17 protein-coding genes and 2 pseudogenes are annotated in these 21,499 nt (G+C 64.4%); 13 read left to right on the forward strand and 6 right to left on the reverse strand.

Going from position 1 to position 21,499, the window contains the following annotated elements; genetic code table 11:
* The 4 genes from H7225_RS12295 to H7225_RS12310 all read left to right on the forward strand — a co-directional run.
* Nucleotides 1-2,141, forward strand: a 2,141-nt coding sequence (locus H7225_RS12295; protein WP_366481468.1) for a DUF802 domain-containing protein, incomplete at its 5' end; no start/stop codon positions are given.
* Entirely contained in the window at nt 2,128-2,784 is a 657-nt protein-coding gene (locus H7225_RS12300) for an OmpA family protein (protein ID WP_290662203.1), read from the forward strand. The genes H7225_RS12295 and H7225_RS12300, both read left to right, overlap by 14 nt.
* On the forward strand, nt 2,781-3,383 hold the full coding sequence (locus H7225_RS12305; protein ID WP_290662205.1) for a DUF2894 domain-containing protein: 603 nt from the start codon (nt 2,781-2,783) through the stop codon (nt 3,381-3,383). The genes H7225_RS12300 and H7225_RS12305 overlap by 4 nt, the downstream gene beginning before the upstream one ends.
* A 42-nt stretch (nt 3,384-3,425) precedes the next feature.
* Nucleotides 3,426-4,328: an SDR family NAD(P)-dependent oxidoreductase gene (locus H7225_RS12310; RefSeq protein WP_290662207.1), complete on the forward strand. Its 903-nt coding sequence runs from the start codon at nt 3,426-3,428 to the stop codon at nt 4,326-4,328.
* 107 nt (nt 4,329-4,435) lie between these two features.
* Here H7225_RS12310 and H7225_RS12315 read toward each other — a convergent pair whose 3' ends face one another.
* Together H7225_RS12315 and H7225_RS12320 are read right to left on the reverse strand one after the other, a co-directional pair.
* Nucleotides 4,436-4,792 (reverse strand): hypothetical protein, encoded by a 357-nt coding sequence (locus H7225_RS12315; protein WP_290662209.1) that lies wholly within the window; start codon nt 4,790-4,792, stop codon nt 4,436-4,438.
* A gap of 139 nt (nt 4,793-4,931) precedes the next feature.
* Complete coding sequence (locus H7225_RS12320) at nt 4,932-5,651, reverse strand: pirin family protein (protein WP_290662211.1); 720 nt, start codon at nt 5,649-5,651, stop codon at nt 4,932-4,934.
* 176 nt (nt 5,652-5,827) lie between these two features.
* Between H7225_RS12320 and H7225_RS12325 the strand changes: the two are divergent.
* Both H7225_RS12325 and H7225_RS12330 read left to right on the forward strand, forming a co-directional pair.
* A pseudogene (locus tag H7225_RS12325) lies at nt 5,828-6,729 on the forward strand (LysR family transcriptional regulator).
* A 67-nt stretch (nt 6,730-6,796) separates the two neighbouring features.
* Nucleotides 6,797-8,288 (forward strand): annotated as a pseudogene (locus H7225_RS12330) (NAD(P)/FAD-dependent oxidoreductase); the annotation flags it as partial.
* A 24-nt stretch (nt 8,289-8,312) separates the two neighbouring features.
* Here H7225_RS12330 and fabI read toward each other — a convergent pair.
* Nucleotides 8,313-9,080 (reverse strand): enoyl-ACP reductase FabI, encoded by a 768-nt coding sequence (gene fabI / locus H7225_RS12335; RefSeq protein ID WP_290662212.1) that lies wholly within the window; start codon nt 9,078-9,080, stop codon nt 8,313-8,315.
* Nucleotides 9,081-9,086: 6 nt separating this feature from the next.
* Nucleotides 9,087-10,613 carry an alpha/beta fold hydrolase gene (locus H7225_RS12340; protein WP_290662214.1) on the reverse strand — a complete coding sequence of 509 codons (1,527 nt, stop codon included), beginning with the start codon at nt 10,611-10,613 and terminating at the stop codon, nt 9,087-9,089.
* Nucleotides 10,614-10,749: 136 nt separating this feature from the next.
* Here H7225_RS12340 and H7225_RS12345 point away from each other — a divergent pair, with 136 nt between their 5' ends.
* Both H7225_RS12345 and H7225_RS12350 read left to right on the forward strand, forming a co-directional pair.
* A complete protein-coding gene (locus tag H7225_RS12345; RefSeq protein WP_290662215.1) occupies nt 10,750-11,631 on the forward strand; it encodes a DnaJ C-terminal domain-containing protein in 882 nt (293 codons plus the stop codon).
* 2 nt (nt 11,632-11,633) lie between these two features.
* Nucleotides 11,634-11,960: a chaperone modulator CbpM gene (locus H7225_RS12350; protein ID WP_366481472.1), complete on the forward strand. Its 327-nt coding sequence runs from the start codon at nt 11,634-11,636 to the stop codon at nt 11,958-11,960.
* Here the strand turns inward: H7225_RS12350 and H7225_RS12355 are convergent.
* Nucleotides 11,948-13,591 carry a ShlB/FhaC/HecB family hemolysin secretion/activation protein gene (locus H7225_RS12355; protein WP_290662217.1) on the reverse strand — a complete coding sequence of 548 codons (1,644 nt, stop codon included), beginning with the start codon at nt 13,589-13,591 and terminating at the stop codon, nt 11,948-11,950. The genes H7225_RS12350 and H7225_RS12355 overlap by 13 nt on opposite strands.
* A complete protein-coding gene (locus tag H7225_RS12360) occupies nt 13,588-16,968 on the reverse strand; it encodes a GLUG motif-containing protein (protein WP_290662219.1) in 3,381 nt (1,126 codons plus the stop codon). The genes H7225_RS12355 and H7225_RS12360 overlap by 4 nt, the downstream gene beginning before the upstream one ends.
* A 291-nt stretch (nt 16,969-17,259) precedes the next feature.
* Between H7225_RS12360 and H7225_RS12365 the strand changes: the two genes are divergently transcribed.
* The 5 genes from H7225_RS12365 to H7225_RS12385 form a co-directional block, all read left to right on the forward strand.
* Nucleotides 17,260-17,979: a Crp/Fnr family transcriptional regulator gene (locus H7225_RS12365; RefSeq protein ID WP_290662221.1), complete on the forward strand. Its 720-nt coding sequence runs from the start codon at nt 17,260-17,262 to the stop codon at nt 17,977-17,979.
* Between the two features lie 131 nt (nt 17,980-18,110).
* Nucleotides 18,111-19,508, forward strand: coding sequence for a HAMP domain-containing sensor histidine kinase (locus tag H7225_RS12370; RefSeq protein ID WP_290662223.1), 1,398 nt, complete (start codon nt 18,111-18,113; stop codon nt 19,506-19,508).
* Nucleotides 19,505-19,897 carry a response regulator gene (locus tag H7225_RS12375; protein WP_290662225.1) on the forward strand — a complete coding sequence of 131 codons (393 nt, stop codon included), beginning with the start codon at nt 19,505-19,507 and terminating at the stop codon, nt 19,895-19,897. The genes H7225_RS12370 and H7225_RS12375 overlap by 4 nt, the downstream gene beginning before the upstream one ends.
* Before the next feature lie 65 nt (nt 19,898-19,962).
* A complete protein-coding gene (locus tag H7225_RS12380; RefSeq protein WP_290662227.1) occupies nt 19,963-20,448 on the forward strand; it encodes a hypothetical protein in 486 nt (161 codons plus the stop codon).
* A partial coding sequence (locus H7225_RS12385) for an ATPase domain-containing protein (RefSeq protein WP_290662229.1) occupies nt 20,445-21,499 on the forward strand: 1,055 nt, incomplete at its 3' end. The genes H7225_RS12380 and H7225_RS12385, both read left to right, overlap by 4 nt.

Raw genomic sequence — 21,499 nt, forward strand, 5'->3', positions numbered from 1 at the left:
CAGTCGCCTTTGCCATCGGCCTGATGGTGGTGGGCTGGGTCGGCGTGGGGTTCATCGGCGCCAGCCCACTGGCCCTGCTGATGACGGTGCTGATTGCTGGCGTGTATTTGCTGGGCGCGTTTGAGCTCCAGCAGTTCCGGGTGGCCACGTCGTCGTTGGCTGCGGCCTTGGCCAGCATCCCGCAACCCTTGTCCGACCTGCGGGCCTGGCTGGCCGACTTGCACCCCTCCTTGCAGAACGCCGTGCGACTGCGCATCGAGGGTGAGCGCGTCGCCTTGCCCGGCCCCGCATTGACGCCTTACCTGGTGGGCTTGTTGGTGATGCTGGGCATGCTGGGCACCTTCCTGGGCATGGTGGTGACCTTCAAGGGCGCCGTGTTCGCGCTCGAAGGCTCAACCGACCTGCAGGCCATCCGCTCGGCGTTGGCCGCGCCCATCAAGGGCTTGGGCTTGTCGTTTGGCACCTCGGTGGCGGGGGTGGCCGCGTCAAGCATGTTGGGCCTGATCTCGGCCATCAGCCGGCGCGAGCGCTTGGAGGTGGCGCGGCAACTGGACGCGCGCATCGCCGCTGAGCTGCGGCCATTTTCACGCGCCCATCAGCGCGATGAAAGCTTCAAGGCGCTGCAGGTGCAGGCGCACGCCTTGCCTGAGGTGGTCGACAAGTTGCAGGCCATGATGGAGTCGCTGGAGCGCCGCAACCAGCAGTTGAGCGAGCAGTTGCTGGGCCAACAGGCGCAGTTCCACCGCGACGTGAGCGCCGCCTACACCGGCTTGGCGGGCGAGGTGGGGGCCTCGCTGAAAGACAGCCTGGTGAGCAGCGCGAAGATGGCGGGCGAGACCCTCAAGCCGGTGGTTGAGGCCGCCATGTCGGAGATCGCGCTGGAGTCGACGCGCGCGCATCAGCGCCAGGTGGACGCGGCGCAAACGCAACTGAATGGCTTGTCGGACCAGTTCAGCGCCACGGCCCGCAGCGTGTCCGATGGCTGGGCTGCCGCGTTGCAAACCCACGCACGCACCAGCGAAAGCTTGGTCGATGGCCTGGACCGTTCGCTGACCGCTTTTACGCAAACCTTCGAGCAGCGCTCGGGCGCACTGCTGGCCACGGTCAACGAGGCCGCGTCCCAATCGCAAGCCGAGCAAGCATTGGTGGATGGGCAGCGCCTGCAAGCCTGGACGGGCGCCCTGGAAACCATGGCCGCCAAACTGCAGGGCGAGTGGCAGCAAGTGGGCGCGCAAACGCTGGCCCAGCAGAACGCGGTCTGCCTGACGCTGGAGAAGACCGCCCGCGAGATCACCGAGCGCACCAGCCTGCAGGCCGGCCAGACCCTGGACGATGTGGCGCGTTTGCTCAACCAATCTGAAGAGCTGATCCGTTCGCGCATCGAGTCTGAGGCGCAATGGCTGCAACACCACCGCGAGCGCATGGACCAATTGGCCAGCGTGTGGCGCACGGAGTTGGGCGCCCTGCGAGACGACGAAGCTTCGCGTGGCGATGCCGCCGTGGCGCGCTTGGGTGAACTGCAGGCCGCGATGGCCAGCCACCTGGCCACCCTGGGCACGACGCTGGAGGCCCCCATGACGCGCCTGATGCAGACGGCCTCGGACGTGCCTCAAGCGGCGGCCCAGGTGATTGCGCAGCTGCGACACGAGATGGTGCAGCTCACCGAGCAGGGCAACCTGGCACTACAAGAACGCAATGGCCTGGTCGAGAAGATCACCACCTTGTTGCAGGGCTTGAACCAGGCATCGGGCGAACAGCGTGTGGCCATTGAATCCTTGGTGAGCTCGGCCAACCAAGTGCTGAGCCAGGCGAGCAGCCAGTTCGCGCAAGCGCTGCAGGCGCAAGCGGGCCAGTCGGCCGATGTGGCCGCGCACCTCACCGGCAGCGCGGTCGAGTTGTCCAGCCTGGGAGAATCCTTCGGCCATGGCGTGCAGCTGTTCAGCGCCAGCAACGACAAGCTGCTGGACAGCCTGGCGCGCATCGAAGGCTCGATCAAACAATCCACCGCGCGCAGCGATGAGCAACTGGCCTACTACGTGGCGCAAGCGCGCGAGGTCATCGATCTGAGCATCGCGTCGCAACAAGGCATCGTGGAAGACCTTCGCCGACTGCACCGTGAGGCCGCCGATGTCCGAGCTTGACGAGCAGGGCAACGGCATCGAAGACACCGCCCCGGTCTGGGCCGTGTTTGGCGACCTCATGGCGGGCTTGCTGGGCGCCTTCGTGCTGATCCTGGTGGGCGTGCTGGTGGTGCAGATGGACCTGGTGGCCAACCTGCAATCGGAAGTGCAAAAGCGCCAGGTGGAAGAGAAGCGCCGCATCGCTTTGGAAAAGGCTTTGGCCATCCCCCTGGCCACGGGCCGCGTCACCTTGAACAACGGGCGCATCGGCATCAGTGGCAGCGTGTTGTTCCCGGTCAACTCCGACCAGTTGCGGCCCGAGGGGCGGCAGTTGTTGAAGGGGCTGGTGCAGCCCTTGCTGGTCTACTTGGGGGAGCGTGACGAGATGCTGATGGTGAGCGGCTTCACCGATGACAAGGCCCTGCGCGAGGGCGCTGGCAAGCGCTTCGAGGACAACCTGGAGCTGTCGGCCCAGCGCGCCCTGACCGTCACCCGCGCTTTGATGGACGAGGGCATGCCGTCGTCACACGTGTTCGCGGCGGCGTTCGGGCCTGAACAGCCAGTGGCCTCGAACGCGGACGAAAAGGGCCGCGCCTTGAACCGACGCGTGGAGATGGCGCCCGTGCCCAAGTCGGCCAACGTGAAGGCTGCAGTCGCGCCATGAGCGAGGCGCCTGTGCTGTCGCTGGAGGCCTTGCGCCGCGATGGCGCCGGGCGCTTTGACCCGGTGCGCTTTCATTACCTGGAGGTGCTGTCAAGGCGCGTGGACCAGGCCTCTGGTGAGGTGCGGCGCATCCTGCAAGGCAAGCTGGACAGCGCCCTGGTGAACTATGGCGAGCGCTTTGCGCAAGTGCCCAGGGTGGCCCGCGATGAGCGCGCAAAGCCGGTGTCGTCAAGCGCACCGTTGACCCAGCTGAACCAGTACATCCAGCACCGCACGAAGAGCGTGGGCGGACCTGGCTCTGAGGGGCATGACGATGGCGGGTCTGACATCAAGAGCGCCCGCCGCTTCCGGGAAACCTGGTCTCGCATTGCCGCTGAAAAGCAGGTGAGCGAGGCCTTTGGGCGTGGCCCTGAAAACGCCGGCCCGCTCAACGCGCACATGCTGGTGCTGCATTCACTGCGCTTGATGCGCGACCTGTCGCCCCACTATCTGCAGCAGTTCATGTCGCAGATTGATTCCTTGCTTTGGCTGGATCAGGTGAACCAGAAGTTCACGCTGACAGATGCCAAACCGGTGCGTCAAAGCCGGTCCAAAAAATGAACGAGTGCCCCGCAACTTTTCAATCATGAAAGCGAGCAACTGATGGACAAGATGAGCTTCAACGGCCGAGTGGCCATCGTGACGGGCGCGGGCGGCGGCTTGGGCCGTCAGCACGCGTTGGCCCTGGCCGCGCGCGGGGCCAGGGTGCTGGTCAACGACCTGGGCGACAGCGCGGGTCATTCTGCGGCGGCACAGAAGGTGGTCGAAGAGATCCAGGCCGCTGGCGGCGAGGCCATGGCCAACGGTTGCTCGGTCACTGATTTCGTGGCGGTGCAGGCCATGGTTCAGCAGGTGCAGGATGCCTGGGGCCGCGTGGATGTGTTGATCAACAACGCGGGCATCTTGCGTGACAAGTCTTTTGCCAAGCTGGAGGTGGATGACTTCAGGCTGGTGCTTGAGGTTCACCTGATGGGCGCGGTTCATTGCACCAAGGCGGTCTGGCCACTGATGACCGCGCAAAAGTACGGGCGCATCGTGATGACCACCTCGTCGTCGGGCCTGTATGGCAACTTTGGGCAGGCCAACTACGGGGCGGCCAAGATGGCCCTGGTGGGCTTGATGCAGACCTTGTCCATCGAAGGCGCCAAGAACGACATCCGCGTGAATTGCCTGGCCCCAACGGCGGCCACGGCCATGACGGAAGGCTTGTTTCCTCAAGCGATGCTTGACTTGCTGAAGCCTGAGGCGGTGGTGCCGGCGATGTTGGTGTTGGCGCATGAAAGCGCGCCGAACCGCACCATTCTGGGCGCGGGGGCGGGCGCCTTCGCGGCGGCGCACATTGCCATGACGCCTGGCGTGTACCTGGGCGTGGGCGGTGATGTGCCTGAGCAGTTGGCGCAGCACCTGGCGGCGCTGGGGACTTTGGATGGGGCCATGGTGCCGGGCAGTGGTGCGGACCAGGGGCGGCAGGAGTTGACGCTGGCCATGGCGAAGGCTGGCGTCTGACAGCGTTTGCGTGCGTGGGCGCTTGTGTTGGTAGCGCAGGGTGGCGCGCCTGCCTGGTGCGTGGTGTCACGACGCCCGCCCACGTTACCGCAAAATTTACAGCCGGCTTACTCGGTGTGGGCCTTGATGTCGGCCTTGTCGCCCTTGTAAACTTCCTTGGCTTCATGCTTGGCCGCCTTGGCACCTACCTTGGCGCTATGTTTGCAGTCACGCGCATCTTTGCTGTCGAGGCCTGAGGTTTTGCAGTCTGAGATTTCCAAGTCCTTGTTAACTTCGGCAATGTCTTTGCGGGCCTTGTAGTTGGCCTTGCTTTCGGTCTTGAGGTCGCGCTTTTCTTGCTGCTGTGGGGTCATTTCTGTCTGGCTGTTGGTGGGGTCGATGGTCTTGTCCACGGCCATGGCCGACAGGCTCAGACTGGCAGCGGTGATGGCCAGGATGGCTTTGAGGCTTGATGATGAATGCATGCGGGGATCCTTCGAGTTATGGCCGACGACGTCGGCTTGCTGTGAAGGGGCAATTGGCGTTCCCGTGGGCGGATGGTTCAGTGGCGCTGCGGCAGATCGTGCCGACAGGCGCCCTTGTCGTCTTGAAGATTTTTCAGGTTCACAGTGCCGGTAGCTCTTGGGGGCGCAGGTTGAAGACCAGCACCTCGGCCTGCTGGCCGCCGGACAAAGTCAGCACGTGCTCGTGGCGCAGCTTCACGCCGTCGCCTTCGCTCAAGCGCTGGCCATTGAGCTCGACGCTGCCGCGCGCCACGTGCACATAGGCGTACCGATCAGGGCCCAGGTCCAGCGTGGCTTGCTCGGCGCCATCGAACAGGCCGGCGTAGACGCGCGCATCCTGGCGGATGGTCAGCGAGCCGTCGGCGCCATCGGGCGAGATGATCAACTGCAGGCGACCACGCTTGTCGGCGGTGCTGAAGCCCCTCTCCTGGTAGTTGGGCTCAACGGCTTTGACGTTGGGCACGATCCAGATCTGCAGGAAGTGCACCGGCTCGGTGGTCGAGTGGTTGAACTCGCTGTGGGGCACGCCGGTGCCCGCGCTCATCAACTGCACGTCGCCGGGGTGGATGACCGAGCCGGTGCCCATCGAGTCCTTGTGCTCCAGCGCGCCTTCCAGCACGCAAGAGAAGATCTCCATGTTGCTGTGGCCGTGGGTGCCAAAGCCTTGCGCGGGCTGCACACGGTCGTCGTTGATGACCAACCGGTCGGAAAAACCTTGGTGCTGCGGATCGCGGTAGCTGCCGAACGAGAAGGTGTGGTGGGAGTTGAGCCAGCCGTGGTTGGCGATGCCTCGGGCGGTGGAGGGGCGAAGTTCTTGCATGGTGGGCTCCTGGTCAGTTTGTCTGTCGACAGAATTCATGATCAATTTTTGTGCCTTGGTCACCCGGTGGAACGGCTTGCGTTGCTGGGTTGTTACGTTGGCATGGATCAAGTGTCTGCGTTGTGGGCGGCCTCCAGCTTGAAACATTCACGCTTCCATGATCGATCATTTCGATGATGCTGAAAATCACCATGGAAGCCACCGAAGTCGTGGATGCCATCGCCCGCCACGGCTCATTCGCGGTTGCGGCCGAGCGCCTTCACAAAGTGCCCTCCACCATCTCCTACGCGGTCGGCAAGCTGGAAGATCACCTGGGCCTGGCCTTGTTCGTGCGCAACGGCCCCCGCGTGAGCCTGACCCCGGCGGGCCAGGAGATGCTCAAGGAAGGGCGCTGGTTGCTGAGCGCGGCCGCCGACCTGGAGTCCCGGATGCGGCAAACATCCACCGGCTTCGAGACCGAAGTGCGCCTGATGCACGATTCGCTGATCCCCACCAGTGCCCTGGCTGACGACATCTGCGCCTTTGAAGACCTGCAGTGCGGCACGCGCCTGCGCATCGCCTGCGAGACCTTGACGGGCACCTGTAGGCGCTTCGCGATGGCCGCGCCGATGTGATCGTGGCGGCCGGCGATGGCCCGGCGGGCGGCGGCTACAAGGCGGTCAGCGTGGGCTCGCTGGCCTTTGGTTTTTGCGTGGCGCCGACCCACCCGCTGGCCTTGCTGAAGCGGTCCGTGACGCGAGATGACTTGTTGTTGCACACCGCCATCGTGGTGGGTGACAGCGCGCGTTCGCTGTCAGAGCGCACCGTGGGTTTGCTGATGGGCCAAAAGCGCATCACCGTGCCATCCATGGCGGCCAAGATCGCCTACCAGGTGGCGGGTATCGGGCATGGCTTTTTGCCCTTGGCCTGCGTTCAGGCAGACCTGGCGCGCGGCACCCTGGTGCAATTGCCCTGCGAAGAGCCTCGCCCGGACGAGACCTTCTGGTTGGCCTGGAAGCCCGGGCGCATGGGCGAAGCCTTGAAGTGGTGGGTCACGCGGCTGGAGCGGCCCCTGGTGCCCAACATCTTGCCCAAGTGATCGGTGCAGGTGCCTTACATTGGCGCCACGTGAACAGGCCTGCTGACGGCCGCAAGGAGACAACTGCATGCTGGCACCCGCCAACGATCAGGCCGCCAGCGCTGGGGCCTTGAGCGCCATCATCATCGGCACCGGCTTCGCGGGCTTGGGCATGGCCATCGCGCTGCGCAAGGCCGGCATCGACGATTTCATCATCTTGGAGAAAGCGTACGACGTGGGCGGCGTCTGGCGCGACAACAGCTACCCCGGTGCGGCGTGCGATGTGCCCTCCCACCTGTACTCGTTTTCATTCGAGCCCAACCCGGCGTGGTCGCGCGTGTTTGCCGCGCAAGGCGAGATCCTGGCGTATCTGCAGCATTGCGCCAGCAAGTACGACCTGCGCCAACACATTCGATTCGGGGCCGAGTTGGCGCAAGCAGCTTTTGACGATGCCCTATCCGTTTGGCACGTCACCTTGGCCGATGGCCAGGCGCACACGGCATCGGTGCTGATCAGCGGCACGGGCCAGTTGAGCCGCCCCGCTTTGCCCAAGCTGCCCGGCCTTGAAAGCTTCAGGCGCCAGCTTTCACTCGGCCACCTGGGACCATGCGGTCAATCTCACCGGCCAGCGGGTGGCCGTGGTGGGCGCGGGCGCGTCGGCCGTGCAGTTCGTGCCGGCCATCGCATCCCAGGTGGCGCAGTTCCACGTTTTTCAACGCTCCCCCAACTACCTCAAGCCTCGGCCCGACCGTGCATACAGCGCGCTGGAAAAAGCTGCTTTCAAGCACGTGCCTGGTGCGGCGCGCTGGCAGCGCTTGTGCATCTATGTGAAGTACGAGTCCCAGGCCTTGGCGTTCACGCGGTTCAAGGGCCTGATGCGCTTTGCGGTGGGCTGGCCCTTCCAAAGGCTGCTGAAAGCGCAGGTGGCCGACCCCGCCTTGCGCCACAAGCTCATGCCCGATTACCCGATCGGCTGCAAGCGCATCTTGCTGTCCAGTGAGTACCTGTCCGCGATCAGCCGGGCCAATGTGAGCTTGCAGACGCAAGGCATCCGCCGCGTGGTTGAGCAGGGCATCGAGACCGATGACGGCCAGGTTCACCTGGCGGACGTCATCATCCATGGCACAGGCTTCGCCGCCACCGAGTTCCTATCGCCCATGCGCATCACGGGGTGCCAGGGGCTGGACCTGAACGCGGCCTGGCAAGGTGGCGCCAGTGCCTACCTGGGCATGACGGTGCCGGGCTTTCCCAACTTCTTCATGCTGTACGGGCCCAACACTAACCTGGGCCACAACTCCATCGTTTACATGATCGAAAGCCAGATCGGCCACGTCATGCGCTGCTTGCGGGCCATGCGGCAAGCCGGGGCCCATGCCATCGAGGTGGACGAGCGGGTTTTCAAGAACTACAACCAGGGCATCCAGGCCAGTTTGAAGAACACCGTCTGGCATGGTTGCCGCAGTTGGTACGTCGATGCCAATGGGCACAACAGCACCAACTGGCCCGGGTTCACGCTGAGCTACCGTTGGCGCACGGCGTTTTCGGGGCTGAGCGCCTACCGCTTCACGCATCAGCCGGTAGGCGCCGGCCGCCAGGCGGTTTAGTCACCCCAGCACATGGCACCCACCGTCCACAAACACCACATTGCCCGTCATGCCCGTGGCCCAGTCGCTGACCAGGCCGGCGGCGATGGCGCCCACTTCGTCAATGGTCACGGTGCGTTGCATCGGCGATGTGCGCGCAGTCTGCGCCAGCAAGTCATCAAAGTGCTCAATGCCTGAGGCGGCGCGGGTCAGGATCGGCCCGGGCGACAAGGCGTGAACACGGATGCCCTGTGGGCCCAGCTCGGTGGCCAGCGAGCGCACCACGGCCTCCAGTGCCGCCTTGACCGGGCCCATCAGGTTGTAGTGCTCGACCACTTTCTGGCCACCGTAGTAGCTGATGGTCAGCAAGGTGCCGCCCTGGCGCATCAGTGGTTCGCTGAGCTTGGCCATGCGGATGAACGAGTGGCACGACACATCCATGGCGCGCGCAAAGCCAGCGGCTGAGCAATCGATGACGCGTCCATGCAGGTCGTCCTTGGGGGCGCTGGCCACGGCGTGCAACGCAAAGTCCAGGTGGCCCCAAGTGGCCCGCACGGCGTCGAACACGGCCTCAAGCTCACCGGGCTTTTCAACATCGCAAGGCAGGATCAGGGGGCTGCCGAGCTGTTCGGCCAGCGGGCGCACAAAGGCTTCAGCACGCTCGTTGAGGAAGGTGACGGCCAGCTCGGCCCCCAGTGCGCGCATCGCCTTGGCACAGCCATGGGCGATGCTGTGCTCGTTGGCGATGCCGATGACCAGGCCTTTCTTGCCCGCGAGGTTGAAGTCCATGGCGCTTTACCTTTGCAATACGTAGGTGCCAGGGGCCGGGCAGATCGGCGGCAGGCCTTGGGCCGGGGCGCCCATCGAAGGGGCCATGATCATCTCTCCCGACCGCGCTTGCAACCACGCCAACCAGGCAGGCCACCAGGAGCCGTCATGGTGGGACGCGGCTTCCAGCCAGTCATCAGGGGCCAGGCACAAGTCACCACGCGCCCGTGTGAGCATCTGGTAACTGCGCCCTGGCACGCCGGGCGGATTGACGATGCCCACGTTGTGGCCGCCTGATGTCAGCACGAAGGTGATGTCGGCGACGGTCAATCGGTGGAGTTTGTACACCGAGCGCCAGGGGGCTACCTGGTCGCGGACCGTGCCCAGGCAGAACACCGGGCACTGAACATCGCGCAGATTGACCGCGTGCCCATCGACCGGGTAGTGGCCGTTGGCCAACTCGTTGTGCAAAAATAGGCGCCGCAGGTACTGGCTGTGCATGCGACAAGGCAGCCGGGTGCCGTCGGCGTTCCAGGCCATCATGTCGCTCAGTGGCGCGCGCTCGCCCAGCAGGTAGTCTTTCAGCATCCGCGACCAGAGCAAGTCTTTGGCATTGATCAACACAAAGGCGCTGGCCATCTGCTGGCTGTCCAGGTAGCCCTTGCTGGCCATCATCGCCTCAAGCGCCTTGATTTGGGGCTCATCGATGAACAGCGACAGTTCGCCCGGTTCGGTGAAATCCGTTTGTGCTGCCAGCAGTGACAAGCTGGCCAGCCGGGCATCCCCATCGCGGCCCATTGTGGCCGCGGCGATGGCCAGCAAGGTGCCGCCCAGGCAGTAGCCCAAAGCGTGCACCTTCTGCCCGGGCACCACGCTGTTGACGGCGTTCAGCGCGTCCATCACCCCCAGGCGTTGGTAGTCGGCCATGCCCAGATCGCGCTCATCCGCCGTGGGGTTCAGCCACGAGATCGCGAACACCGTGTGGCCCTGATCCACCAGGTACTTGATCAAAGAGTTGCCGGGCGACAGATCAAGGATGTAGTACTTCATGATCCAGGCGGGCACGATCAGAATCGGCTCGGGCCGCACCATGCCGCCCGTGGGCTCGTACTGAATCAACTCGATCAAGCGGTTGCGGTAGATCACTTGGCCGGGCGTGACCGCCACTGATTTGCCCACTTCAAACTCGCCAGCGCCCGGTGGTGGCGCCTGGGTCTGCAAGCGCTTCTCGTCATCCAGCCAGTTGCGCGCGCCTTGCCACAGGTTGGCCCCACCGGTCAAGGCGGTGCGTGCCAGCACCTCGGGGTTGCTCCAGATGAAGTTGGCCGGCGAGGCCAGGTCCACCATCTGTTGCGCGGCAAAGCTGATCTGCGCGCGTTGGTGGTCCGAGATGCCGGGCATGCCTTGGGTGGCATCGCGCCACCATTGCTCGGCCCACAAAAAGTTTTGGCTCATCACGGCAAAAGGCCAGGCTTGCCAAGCCGCGCTGGCAAACCGACGATCCCGAGGGGCAGGTGGTGTGGTGTCTGTCATCTGAGCCAAAGTGTTGATCATGATCATGATCATGATCATCATCTGCTGAAGTGCGCACTGTGCGCCAGCACACACAGCGCTGTTTTTGACCATGATCAAGTGAGGTTACCCACTTGGCGCTACCGTGGGCGTTTAACAGGCAAGGCTGGAACCACCCATGGAGTTCAAGGATTACTACGCCACGCTCGGCCTGCAAAGCACCACCACCCAGGATGAGATCAAGCGCGCCTACCGCAAGCTGGCGCGCAAGTACCACCCGGATGTCAGCAAGGAGACCGATGCCGAAGCGCGTTTCAAAGACCTGGCCGAAGCCTATGAAGCCTTGAGCGACCCCCAGCGGCGCGCGGCCTACGATGAGGCCCGCCTGCGCCCCCAACGCGAGCCCGACGAGGACATCAGCCACAGTGATTTCTTTGAATCCATGTTTGGGCGGCAAGCCCGTGGGGCGCGTGCTCAGGGCAGGCGGCGTGCCACCGGCGAAGACCACCACGCCAAAATCATCATCGACCTGGAAGATGCCTTCCAAGGCGCGCGCCGCACCATCTCACTGCGCATGCCCGTGGCAGATGCGCAAGGCCATTACACGCTGCAAAACCGACAGCTGGAGGTCAACATCCCCAAGGGCGTGCGTGAGGGCCAGCACCTGCGCCTGGCCGGGCAGGGGCAAGCGGGCGATCTGGGTGGGCCGGCAGGCGACCTGTATCTGGAAGTGGCCTTCAGGCCCCACGCGCACTACCGGGTCGATGGCCGAGACCTCTACCTAAACCTGCCGATCACCCCCTGGGAGGCCGCTTTGGGCGCGGCCGTGACCGTGCCCACGCCCGCTGGCTCGGTGCAATTGACCGTGCCTGCGGGTTCGTCATCGGGGCGCAAGTTGCGGCTCAAGGGCCGGGGTCTGCCCGGTGATCCGCCCGGCAACCTGTACGCGGTGTTGGGCATCACGGTGCCGCCAGCGGACACCCCGGCATCCACGCAGGCCTACGAAGCACTGGCACGCACCTTTCCCAACTTCAACCCGCGCAGCGCGCTGGAGGCTTGACGATGATGAACAGCAGCAGCCACCTCACCGTTGTCACCGGCGTCATCGTTGAAGAAGAAATCCGCTTCACGCTGGAAGACCTGAGCCGCGCCAGCGGTGCCGACCATGCCCAACTGATCGTGCTGGTCGACGAGGGCGTGTTAGAGCCCGGCGGCAGCGGGCCCCACGACTGGCTGTTCAGCGGCGCATCTTTGCGGCGGGCTCGCACGGCATTGCGGATCAGCCATGACCTGCAGCTGGGCGTAGAAGGCACGGCACTCGTGCTCGACCTGCTGGATGAAATCGAGCACTTGCGATCGCGGCTGCGCCAGCTTGGTCAGAACCTGTAACTCGCCGTGAGCCAACCCGTGGGGTTGTGTTGCGCGGTGTCCGATTCGGCATTGCCGCCCCGGCTGCGCCAGGCCACTGAAGCATCAATGCGCCACTGGTCTTGCTGAAAGCGCAGGCCCACACCGTGGCCGGCGATGTGCCGCGCATTGTTCCCGGGTGCCCAGGGGCGCGCGTTCTTGGTCACCGAGCCGGCATCGTGGAACACGTAAGGCCCCCAGGCCCCGGCCGTGTAGCGCAGCTCAAGCTGGCCCACCCAGCCGCGGTCGCCGTAGCCTTCGCCCACGGGGTAGGCGCGCACGCCACCGGGGCCGCCCAGGCCGAAGCCTTCGGAAGAATCCAGGTTGTGGGTGGTCCATTGGGTGGACACGCGCGCGAACAGGCTCAGTTGCTTGGGCAAGGCCTGAAGGCGGGCCAGGGCAAGGTTGGTTTTGTCAAAGCGGCCTTGCTGGCGGGCCGTGCTGGCATCGGTTGCCCGCTGGGGCCCATCCAGGCGCAGCTGGCCAGGGGTCCAGCTCAGTGCACCGTAGGTGATGCCGCCGCCACCGATGTCGTCGCGCAGGTCGAAGTCCAGGGCCAGGGGCAAGGTCTGGCTGGACTTGTCGCTGCGGGTGCTCGCGGCATCTTGCTGGTCGGTCAGGGTCTTGTGCTGGTAGGTGCCGCTCACCGTCAGGTTGGCGCGCTGTGATCGCAGCCAGGGGTAACTCAATCCGATGCTGCCGACATCGGCCGTGCCATGGGCGCGCAGGGCCGCAAACTCCTGTCCCAGCTCATAGGTGGTGTGTGCGTAGCCCACCTGCCCGCGCAGGCCGTTGGCCCTCAGCGGCAAGCTGTAGCCCAGTTGGCCGAACCACAGGCCTTGCGCCGTGACCAGGCTGCGCAAGGTGGCCTGATCGCCCAGGCGGAAAGGGCTGTTCAGGTCCAGGTTCAAGCGCGCGCGGGTCTGGCCCGTGTAGCGGTTGCCATGGTTGTCCAGGCCCAGCTCGACGCTGTAGGGCTTGCTGCGTTGAATGGCCACGTCCAGGTCGCCGGTGCCCAGCATTTGACCCGGGCGCAGGGTGGGGCTGGCCGCGATGCCCGGCAGGTCATTCAGGATCAAGGTGGCGCGCTCCAGCGGTGCGCTTTCGATCAAGTCACCGGCGTGAATCGGGGCCAGGAAGGCTTGCGCCAGGGCCGTCAGCCTGGCGTCATCGCCCATGGCGCGGACTTCACCGTAGCGGCCCTCCACCACGTCGATGCGCAGCGTCCCATCGGCCAGGGCTTGGGGCGGCAGGAACGCCCGCGCGAAGGGGTGGCCGTGGTGTCGGTAGTGGAGATTGACCGCCTCGACCAAGGCCCGCAGCTGGGTCATGTCGAAGGGCTTGCCCGTCACATCGCCCACCACCGCTTGCAACGTGGCGTCAGAGAACACGGTGTTGCCTGAGAAGCGAACGGTCTGCAACCGGATCTGCATGCCGCCCGGCAGCGTGGGGGGCGCTGTGGGAGCCTGATTGTCGTTCGCGCGCGCAGGCTTTGGGGCGGGTGCGGTGGGTTGAAGTTGCTGCAGCGTTTGCCCGGCGTCGGGGGGTTGCTGGGCCAGGGCCGGTAGGGCCAAGGCCCACAGGGCGGACAGGAGCGTGGGTACGCGCTTCATGGTTGGCGCTCCTTGTTGATGCTGCCGCCATTGGCGGCATCGGCCTGGGGTGGCAATTTGATGCCCCCGGCAATGACCGCCAGGTTAGGCAGGCTGGGCGTGCCCGGGCTGATGACGTTCATGGGGATGGCGGCGGTTGGGGTGGCGGGCGTGGTGACGAGCGATGCTGCGGCCTGCACGTTGGTGACGGCCGCTTGCTGCTCGGGCGTCTGCGTGAACAGGCGCTGCAGGATGGTCAGCGTGCCGTCGCGGGCCGTGATCAGGTAGTTGTCGTTGCTCAGGTTGACGGCGCTGATGGCGTAGTCGCCCACGGCTTCGCCAGTGGCGCGGTTCAAGCTGCCGCTGAGCGCGTCGCTGCCAACCAAGGTGCCGGAGGTGAGTTGGTAAGTGAAGGGCGGATCGGCGTCGCCCCGGGTTTTGAGCAGGTCATCCACCGTCACGGTGATGGGGCGCGGGTCGATGGTCACGGTGCCTGAAGTGCCGTAGTTGATGATGTAACCCTGTTGATTGGAGTACAGACCACCCGGGGCGATGGTGTAGCTGCCGGCCTGGGTGGCGCCTTGGTAGTTGCCGTCGTACACGGCGGTGCCCAAGAGCTTGCTCATGTCGGGGGCAGCCGAATAGGTCAAGCCAGGGCTGCCGCCGTAGGCCGTGCCATCGTAGGTCTTGCTGGCATCGGCCGTACTCACGGTCAAGGCCGTCATGAAGGTTCTCAGCAACGGCGTGGTGTGCCCTTCGTACATCACCCAGGTGCTTGTGAAATCCCAGTTGGCGCTGCTGAAGTTGGCCTGCTGCATCACCCCAGTGCTGGTCAGCCCAACGCCGCCTGCGCTGGTGCTCTGGCCGGAGGTGGTGACGTTCCAGAAGCTGTCGATGACATTGCCGTCGTTGAAGCCCGCCAGTCCGCCTACCGAGGCGCCGGGGCTGCTCACCGCCCCGGTTGAATAGCTGTTGAACACATTGCCGCCCTGGTGGCCCACCAGCCCGCCAACCTCGTCGCCCGTCGAGGTCACCGAACCGGTGGCGTAGGTGTTGATGATGATGCTGTTGCTGTAACCGGTGAGGCCCCCCACATAACCGGCGCCGGACACCGCGCCGGTGGCGTAGCTGCTGAGGAGATGGCCGTTGTTCTGCCCGGTCAACCCGCCCACCAGGATGCCGCTTCCGATCACGGTGCCGGTGGCATAGCTGTTGCTGACGATGTACTCGTTGATGCCGGCCAGGCCACCCAGGTTGGCGTTGCCCGACACGGCACCCGTGGCGTGGCTGGCATCGATGGTGCCGCGGTTCAGGCCCACCAGGCCGCCGACTTGGTTGCCGGTCGATGTCACCGTGCCGTCGGCGAAACTGTCGCGGATGTCGCCATTGGTGTTGTAGCCCACCAGCCCGCCCACCGCTTCCGCGCCCGTGACGTTGCCCGAGGCGTGGCTGGACAATAGGCTGTAGGCAAAGTCGTTGTGGCCGATCAGGCCGCCCACGTACTGGCCGGTGCCGATCACATCGCCCAAGGCATGGTTGCGGTACGAATTGACGCCGCCATTCGTCCACCCCATCAAGCCGCCCACCATGCTGTTGCCGTTCACGGTGTTGGAAGAATGGCTGTCGTTCACGCGCGTGGTGTTGTTGGCGCCCGCCAGGCCACCGACCTGGTCATGCCCGCTCACCTGGCCACCCGTGGCGTAGCTGTTGTGCAGCAGGCCCACCACGGTCTCGCCCATCAGCGCGCCCACCTGGTCGTTGCCGGTCACCTGCGCGTTGGTCAGGCCCACATTGCGAACCTGCGCACCGACCGCCTTGCCGATCAGACCCTGGTTGTTGGATGAGGGGTTGTTGATGGTGAGTTGATCAATGGTGTGGCCCAGGCCGTCCAACTGCCCGATGAAGGCGGTCGAGGCGTCGCCCACGGGCGTGAAACCCAGTCCCCCGTTCCAGCCGGCGGTGGCGCTGGCATCGATGTCGCTGCCCAGCGCGTAGAAGCCGCCCAGGTCGCCCTGCATGCTTTGCAGGGCGGTGGCGGTGCTGATGACGGTGTAGGCGTTGCCATTGATGGTGAGGAACCCCGTGCCGGAGCGGCCTGCGAAATCCACCCGGCCTGCAAAGCCATTGGCCTCGCCCGGCGCGAAGCCCACCTTCACCGCGCCATTGCTGTCGCCCACATCGCTGCCATTGCTGGTGCCCGTGTTCATGACCAGGCTGGACGTGCCGCTGACGGTCAACACCGCGTTCAGGTTGATGTCGCGGGCGGCGGTCATGGTCAACTCGTTGGCCGACCAGCTCACCGCGTCGTTCACGTGGATGTCACCGTTGCCGGCGGTGCCGCCAGTGCTGCTTTCAATGGTGATGTTGTTGCTGGCCAGGAAGGCAGTCAGTTGCGCCCCGGTGATGTCCCCGCCACTGGCCGCGATGCTGAAGTCCTGCGGATCAATCAGCCAGGTGCCGGTGCGGCCGTTGCTGGCCAAGGTGGTGACCTGAAGGCCGGCGGCCAAGTTGACTTGGGCTGCGCTGGTTTCCACTAAACCGCCATGCCCACCCTGGGGTGCGCTGGCATCCAGCGTGCCGCCGACCAAGATGCGGTCGGTGGCCATGCCGCCCATCAGGTAGATCTGGCCCGCCTCGCCGCTGGCCAGAGTTTGCGCCTCGGTCACGCCGGTGTGGTTGATCACGGTGGCGGCCAGGTCGCCAGCAGCTTTGGCGGTGAGGTACACCAATCCGCCATCGGCCTTGATGGCCCCACCCTGGGTGATGAGGGCATCCAGGGCCCCCTGCGAAACCTGAATCTTCACCGGCCCACCCAAGTCCAGCGTGACCCGGCTGCCGGCGGCCATCAGCACTTGCCCCTGTCGTGCCACCAGGCTGCCGGTGTTGGTGATCCGCGCCGCGATCAGTGCGATGGTGCCGCCGTTGGCCGTGCTAATGCGCCCCTGGTTGACGATGGCATTGCTGCTGGTGCCGGCAAACTGATAGCGGCCCGCCATGAAATCGGCGGTGCTCAGGTTCAAAGTGGAGGCCACCAGGCCACCCACATTCACCTGTGCCGTGGGCGTGAACAGCACGCCGTTCGGGTTGATGAGGAAGATCTGGCCGTTGGCGTTCAGCGCACCCTGGATCACCGACACGTCAGCGCCCAGCACCCGGTTCAGGGCCACGGCACTGGCCGAGGGCTGGATGAAATGCACCGTGTGTCCCTGGCTAATTGAAAAGCTCTGCCAGTCGGCCGCCATCGTGGCGGTGGTCTGGGTGATGGTCATGGTGGTGCCATCGGTGGCCACGCTGCCTGTCCCGATGGTGATGTGTCCGCCGGTGGGCAAGTCGGTGGCCAAGGCGCCGGCGCCGCTCATCAGCAAGGCCGATGCGACCAGGGGTGTCAATTTATTCATAACCCATGCTCACGCCAAGGGCGGGTGTCGGGTCTTTGGATAACGGCCTTTGAACGCGGTCACCTCCGCGCATGCTAGGTGCTTTGCCTGGAAATCAGGACGTGGCCCCATCGTGGGCGAACGCGAACTGCCGCGAGCCTTTGCACAAGGTGCTTGACTGTCTGTGCGCTGGCGTACACAGTGTCGTGGGTGGCACAGGGCAGGGGGATCGCGCTGTGCGCCCCCTACACTCGTTTGGACAGGATTCAACGCTTGTGCAAACCCTCAGCCCGACAACTCCTGGAGGACCGCATGACCCTGGCAGCCGACCCACGACAAAACCGCTTGCTGGCAGCATTGCCCCAGGCGGAGTGGGTTCGCTGGCTCCCTCTGTTGGAGCAGGTGGACATGCCGTTGGGCAAGGTGCTCTATGAGCCTGGCAACCGCCTGACACACGTTTATTTCCCCACTGATTCCATCGTCTCCTTGCTGTACGTGATGGAAGACGGGGGCTCGGCCGAGATCGCCATGGTGGGCCTGGAGGGCATTGTCGGCATCTCGCTGTTCATGGGGGGCGAATCAACGCCAAGTCGGGCCGTGGTGCAAAGCGCAGGCCAGGCCTTCAGGCTCAAGGCGAGCGCGATGCTGCAAGAGTTCAATCGGGCGGGGCCGGTGTTGCACCTGCTGCTGCGTTACACCCAGGCGCTGATCACCCAGATGTCGCAAACGGCGGTGTGCAACCGTCATCACGCCCTCGACCAACAGTTGTGCCGCTGGTTGCTGCTGAGCCTGGACCGCCTGCCCGCCGACGAGATCTTCATGACGCAAGAGCTGATTGCCAACATGCTGGGCGTGCGGCGCGAGGGCGTGACCGAAGCTGCGGGCCGGCTGCAAAAGGCGGGCTTGATCCGCTACCAACGGGGGCGAATCACCGTGCTCGACCGGCCAGGCCTGGAGCACCGCACCTGCGAATGCTATGCCGTCGTCAAGACCGAGTACGACCGGCTGTTGCCCGCAGCAGTGGCCACGTAGCCAGCGTCTGTGCGCTGGCGCACAGACGCTGGCGAAGGCCCTGCCTAGTGTTGTGCGATGCGACCTCGTGTCGATCATTCAATCAGGGGCCACCATGACCACGTCACTTTTCTTTCGTCCCGCTCCTTGCCATGATCACCCCTAGGGCGGACACCGCCGTGGCCGGCGCGCTCAGCCTGTTGGCGCAGTTGCATCGTCAGGCTGACCACATGCGCGCGGAACTGTGGCACCTTCGGCAAGACATGGCCCAGGTGAACGAGGAGTTTGGCGAAGCCCATGGCGCGCGCATGCTGGAAGCCAATGAGAACCTGGTGATGGCCGTGTTGCGCGCCGAAACTGTGGCCGAAACGGCAGTGAGCGAACTTGGGGAGCTTGAACGCGCCAGCCAGCGCGATGCCCTGCTGAGGCTGGCCATTGATTCAGCCAGCATTGGTGAATGGGAAATGGACCTGAGCAGCGGCACCATGCTTCATTCGCTGCGACACGACATGTGCTTTGGGCACCATGAGCGGCAACCAGAATGGAGCGTCGATACCTTCTTGAAACGCGTGCACCCGGACGATCGCGAGAAGGTGGCGCAAGGCCTGGCCCAGGCCACCCGGCAGCTGACCGATTGGCAGGCGGAGTGCCGCGTGGTTTGGCCCGATGCCAGCATCCACTGCATCAGCATCCGTGGTGGGGTCATTCGGCACGAGGGGCATCCGGCGCGTTTGCTGGGCATCATCACCGACGTGACCGCCGTCATGCAGGCCGAAGCTTCGCACCGCAAGCTTGAAAGGCTGGAGCTTGAGAATCGGCAGATGCTGGAAGCCAGCAGGCTGAAAAGCCAGTTCATCTCCAACATGTCGCATGAACTGCGCACCCCCTTGAACGCCATCATCGGCTTCAGCGACTTGTTGGCAATGGGCCTGGTGCCGGCGGGCTCGCCCAAGCACGGCGAATACCTGGGCCACATTGGCAGCAGCGCCCGCCACTTGTTGCACCTCATCAACGATGTGCTGGACATGTCGAAGGTTGAATCCGGCAAGTTCGAGTTCTTCCCCGAGCCCGTTGACCTCAAGCAACTGGTGTCCGAGTTGGGCGACGTGTTGCACCCGTCCATGCAGCGCAAATCCATCCAGTTCGAGGTCAAGATTGACGCGGCCTTGTCGGGCCTGGTGCTTGACCTCGCTCGGCTCAAGCAAGTGCTCTACAACTACCTGTCCAATGCCATCAAGTTCACGCCTTCGGGCGGCCACGTGACCGTCAGCGCCCGTGCGGAAGGGCCCGATCGGTTCAGGCTGGAGGTTGAGGACGATGGCATTGGCATCGCCCCGGACGATTTGCCCCGCTTGTTCGTGGATTTTCAGCAACTGGATGCCGGCTACAACAAACTTCACCAGGGCACCGGCTTGGGGTTGGCCTTGACACGCAGGCTGGTGGAGGCGCAGGGCGGCAGCGTGGGCGTGCGCAGCACCTTGGGCCTGGGCAGCGTGTTCCACGTGGTACTCGACCGGGTGCAGCAGAGTCAATCAGGAGGCGCCGCATGAAATCGCCTCGTGTATTGATCGTGGACGACAACGCGCTGAACCTGGAGCTGGCGCGCGCCGTTCTGCACGCCGGGAAAATCGCGGTGGCCTGCGCCGCCGATGCCAATCAGGCGGTAGACCAGGTCACCGCGTTTGAACCTGATCTGATCTTGATGGACATCCAGATGCCCGGCATGGATGGCCTGGAGTTAACTCGCCGATTGAAGGCGGCTCCCCAAACGCAAGGCATCGTCGTGGTGGCCTTCACGGCCTACGCCATGAATGGCGACCAAGCCAAGATGCGCGAGGCGGGCTGCGATGGCTACATTGCCAAACCCATTGACGTGGCGACCTTTGCGGCCACCGTGCTGGCTTTTTTTGACACCCACCAGGGGGTTCGACATGCGTGAACGCAGTGATCAAAGCCCTGTGACCGACGCTGCCCCCCCACCCTCGGCAGCCCCTGGCTTTAAAAGTGTCTGAACGGGGCGTACCATCAACTATTCCGCGTGGGCGGATCGTTACCGGACCAGACATGCCAGACGAGGCGCCAAGCACGAAAGCAATACTTGCGCAATTGGCCACCAATGGTGACCATGCAGCGCAAGCCGCCAGCGTTGCCGTGACGATCTGGTCCGCCATTGATTTGGCTTTGGCGCCCATCGTCGGGCAACGCGGTTTTGCCGCGCTTTACAAGCGCAGCCTGCAACTCACCGGGGTCGATTTCCCGTGCTTGGCTACCGTGCAAGACGCTGTCGTGCAAGTGGCCGAGTTCTCGGTGCTGCACGCGGTACTGTCCCAACAAGAAAATCCGACTGCCGCCGCTGCGAGCGTGGCTTTGTTGGGAAATTTTCATGACTTGCTGACCAAGCTCATCGGCCGATCCCTCACCGATCGGCTGCTCAGATCCGTCTGCGAAACAACTTCAAGCGGCCGCCCCGCACAGGACATCTCGCTATGAACACTCCCGGTAAAGCAACCATCACTCGCCTGCGCACTGGCGTGCAAGGATTGGACGAGGTGCTGGGTGGTGGTTTGCCTGAATATTCGTTCAATGTGATCGCTGGCACGCCCGGCTCTGGCAAAACCACGCTGGCGCACCAGATGATGTTCGCCATGGCCACCCCAGAGCGGCCCGCGCTGTATTTCACGGTGCTGGGCGAGCCGCCTTTGAAGATGCTGCGCTACCAGCAGCAGTTTGACTTTTTTGACCTCGACAAGCTCAACCGCGCCATCCGTTTCGTCAGCCTGGCCGACGACACCGCCACCGGCGACCTGGACAAGGTCCTGAGCCGCATCGTGGAAGAAGTCGAGTTGCGCCAACCGGGCTTGGTCTTCATCGACTCCTTCCGCTCGGTGGTGCTGGCCGGTGAAAGCCAGGGGCAATCCTTCATCAGCCTGCAGCATTTCATCCAGAACCTGGGCGTGCTGATGACCAGCTGGCAGGCCACGACCTTCCTGATCGGTGAGTACTTCACCGACAACGACCCCAACCCCATCTTCACCGTGGCCGATGGCCTGATCTGGTTGCGCCAAAGCGTGCAGCGCAACTCGGTGGTTCGCAAGATGGAGATCATGAAGATGCGTGGCTCGCCCACTCAACCGGGGCTGAACACCTTCCGCATCTGCATGGAGGGCATCCATGTTTTTGCGCCACCGCACCAGGTTGATGCGCATAAGCCTGTGCCGGTGGCGGAAGGCAGCCCCCGTTTGCAAACCGGGGTGCCCGCACTGGACGAGATGATGGGTGGGGGCTTGCCCACAGGCCACTCCTTGTTGGTGGCTGGGCCTTCCGGCTCCGGCAAGAGCATCCTGGCGATGGCCTTCCTGGCCGAAGGCGCCCGCCAGGGCGAGACCGGGGTCATCGCTGCGTTCGAGCAGCGGCCCAACCGGTCGCGTGGCGGCCTGATGGCCGAGCTGATTGAAAGCGGTCGCGTGGGCGTGATCGACACCCAGGCGGCCGGCTTGTCGGTGGATGAGATCTCCTCCTTGCTCATCAACGAGATCCGCCG

The organism is Aquabacterium sp., from assembly GCF_014378415.1.
Lineage (GTDB): Bacteria > Pseudomonadota > Gammaproteobacteria > Burkholderiales > Burkholderiaceae_C > Aquabacterium.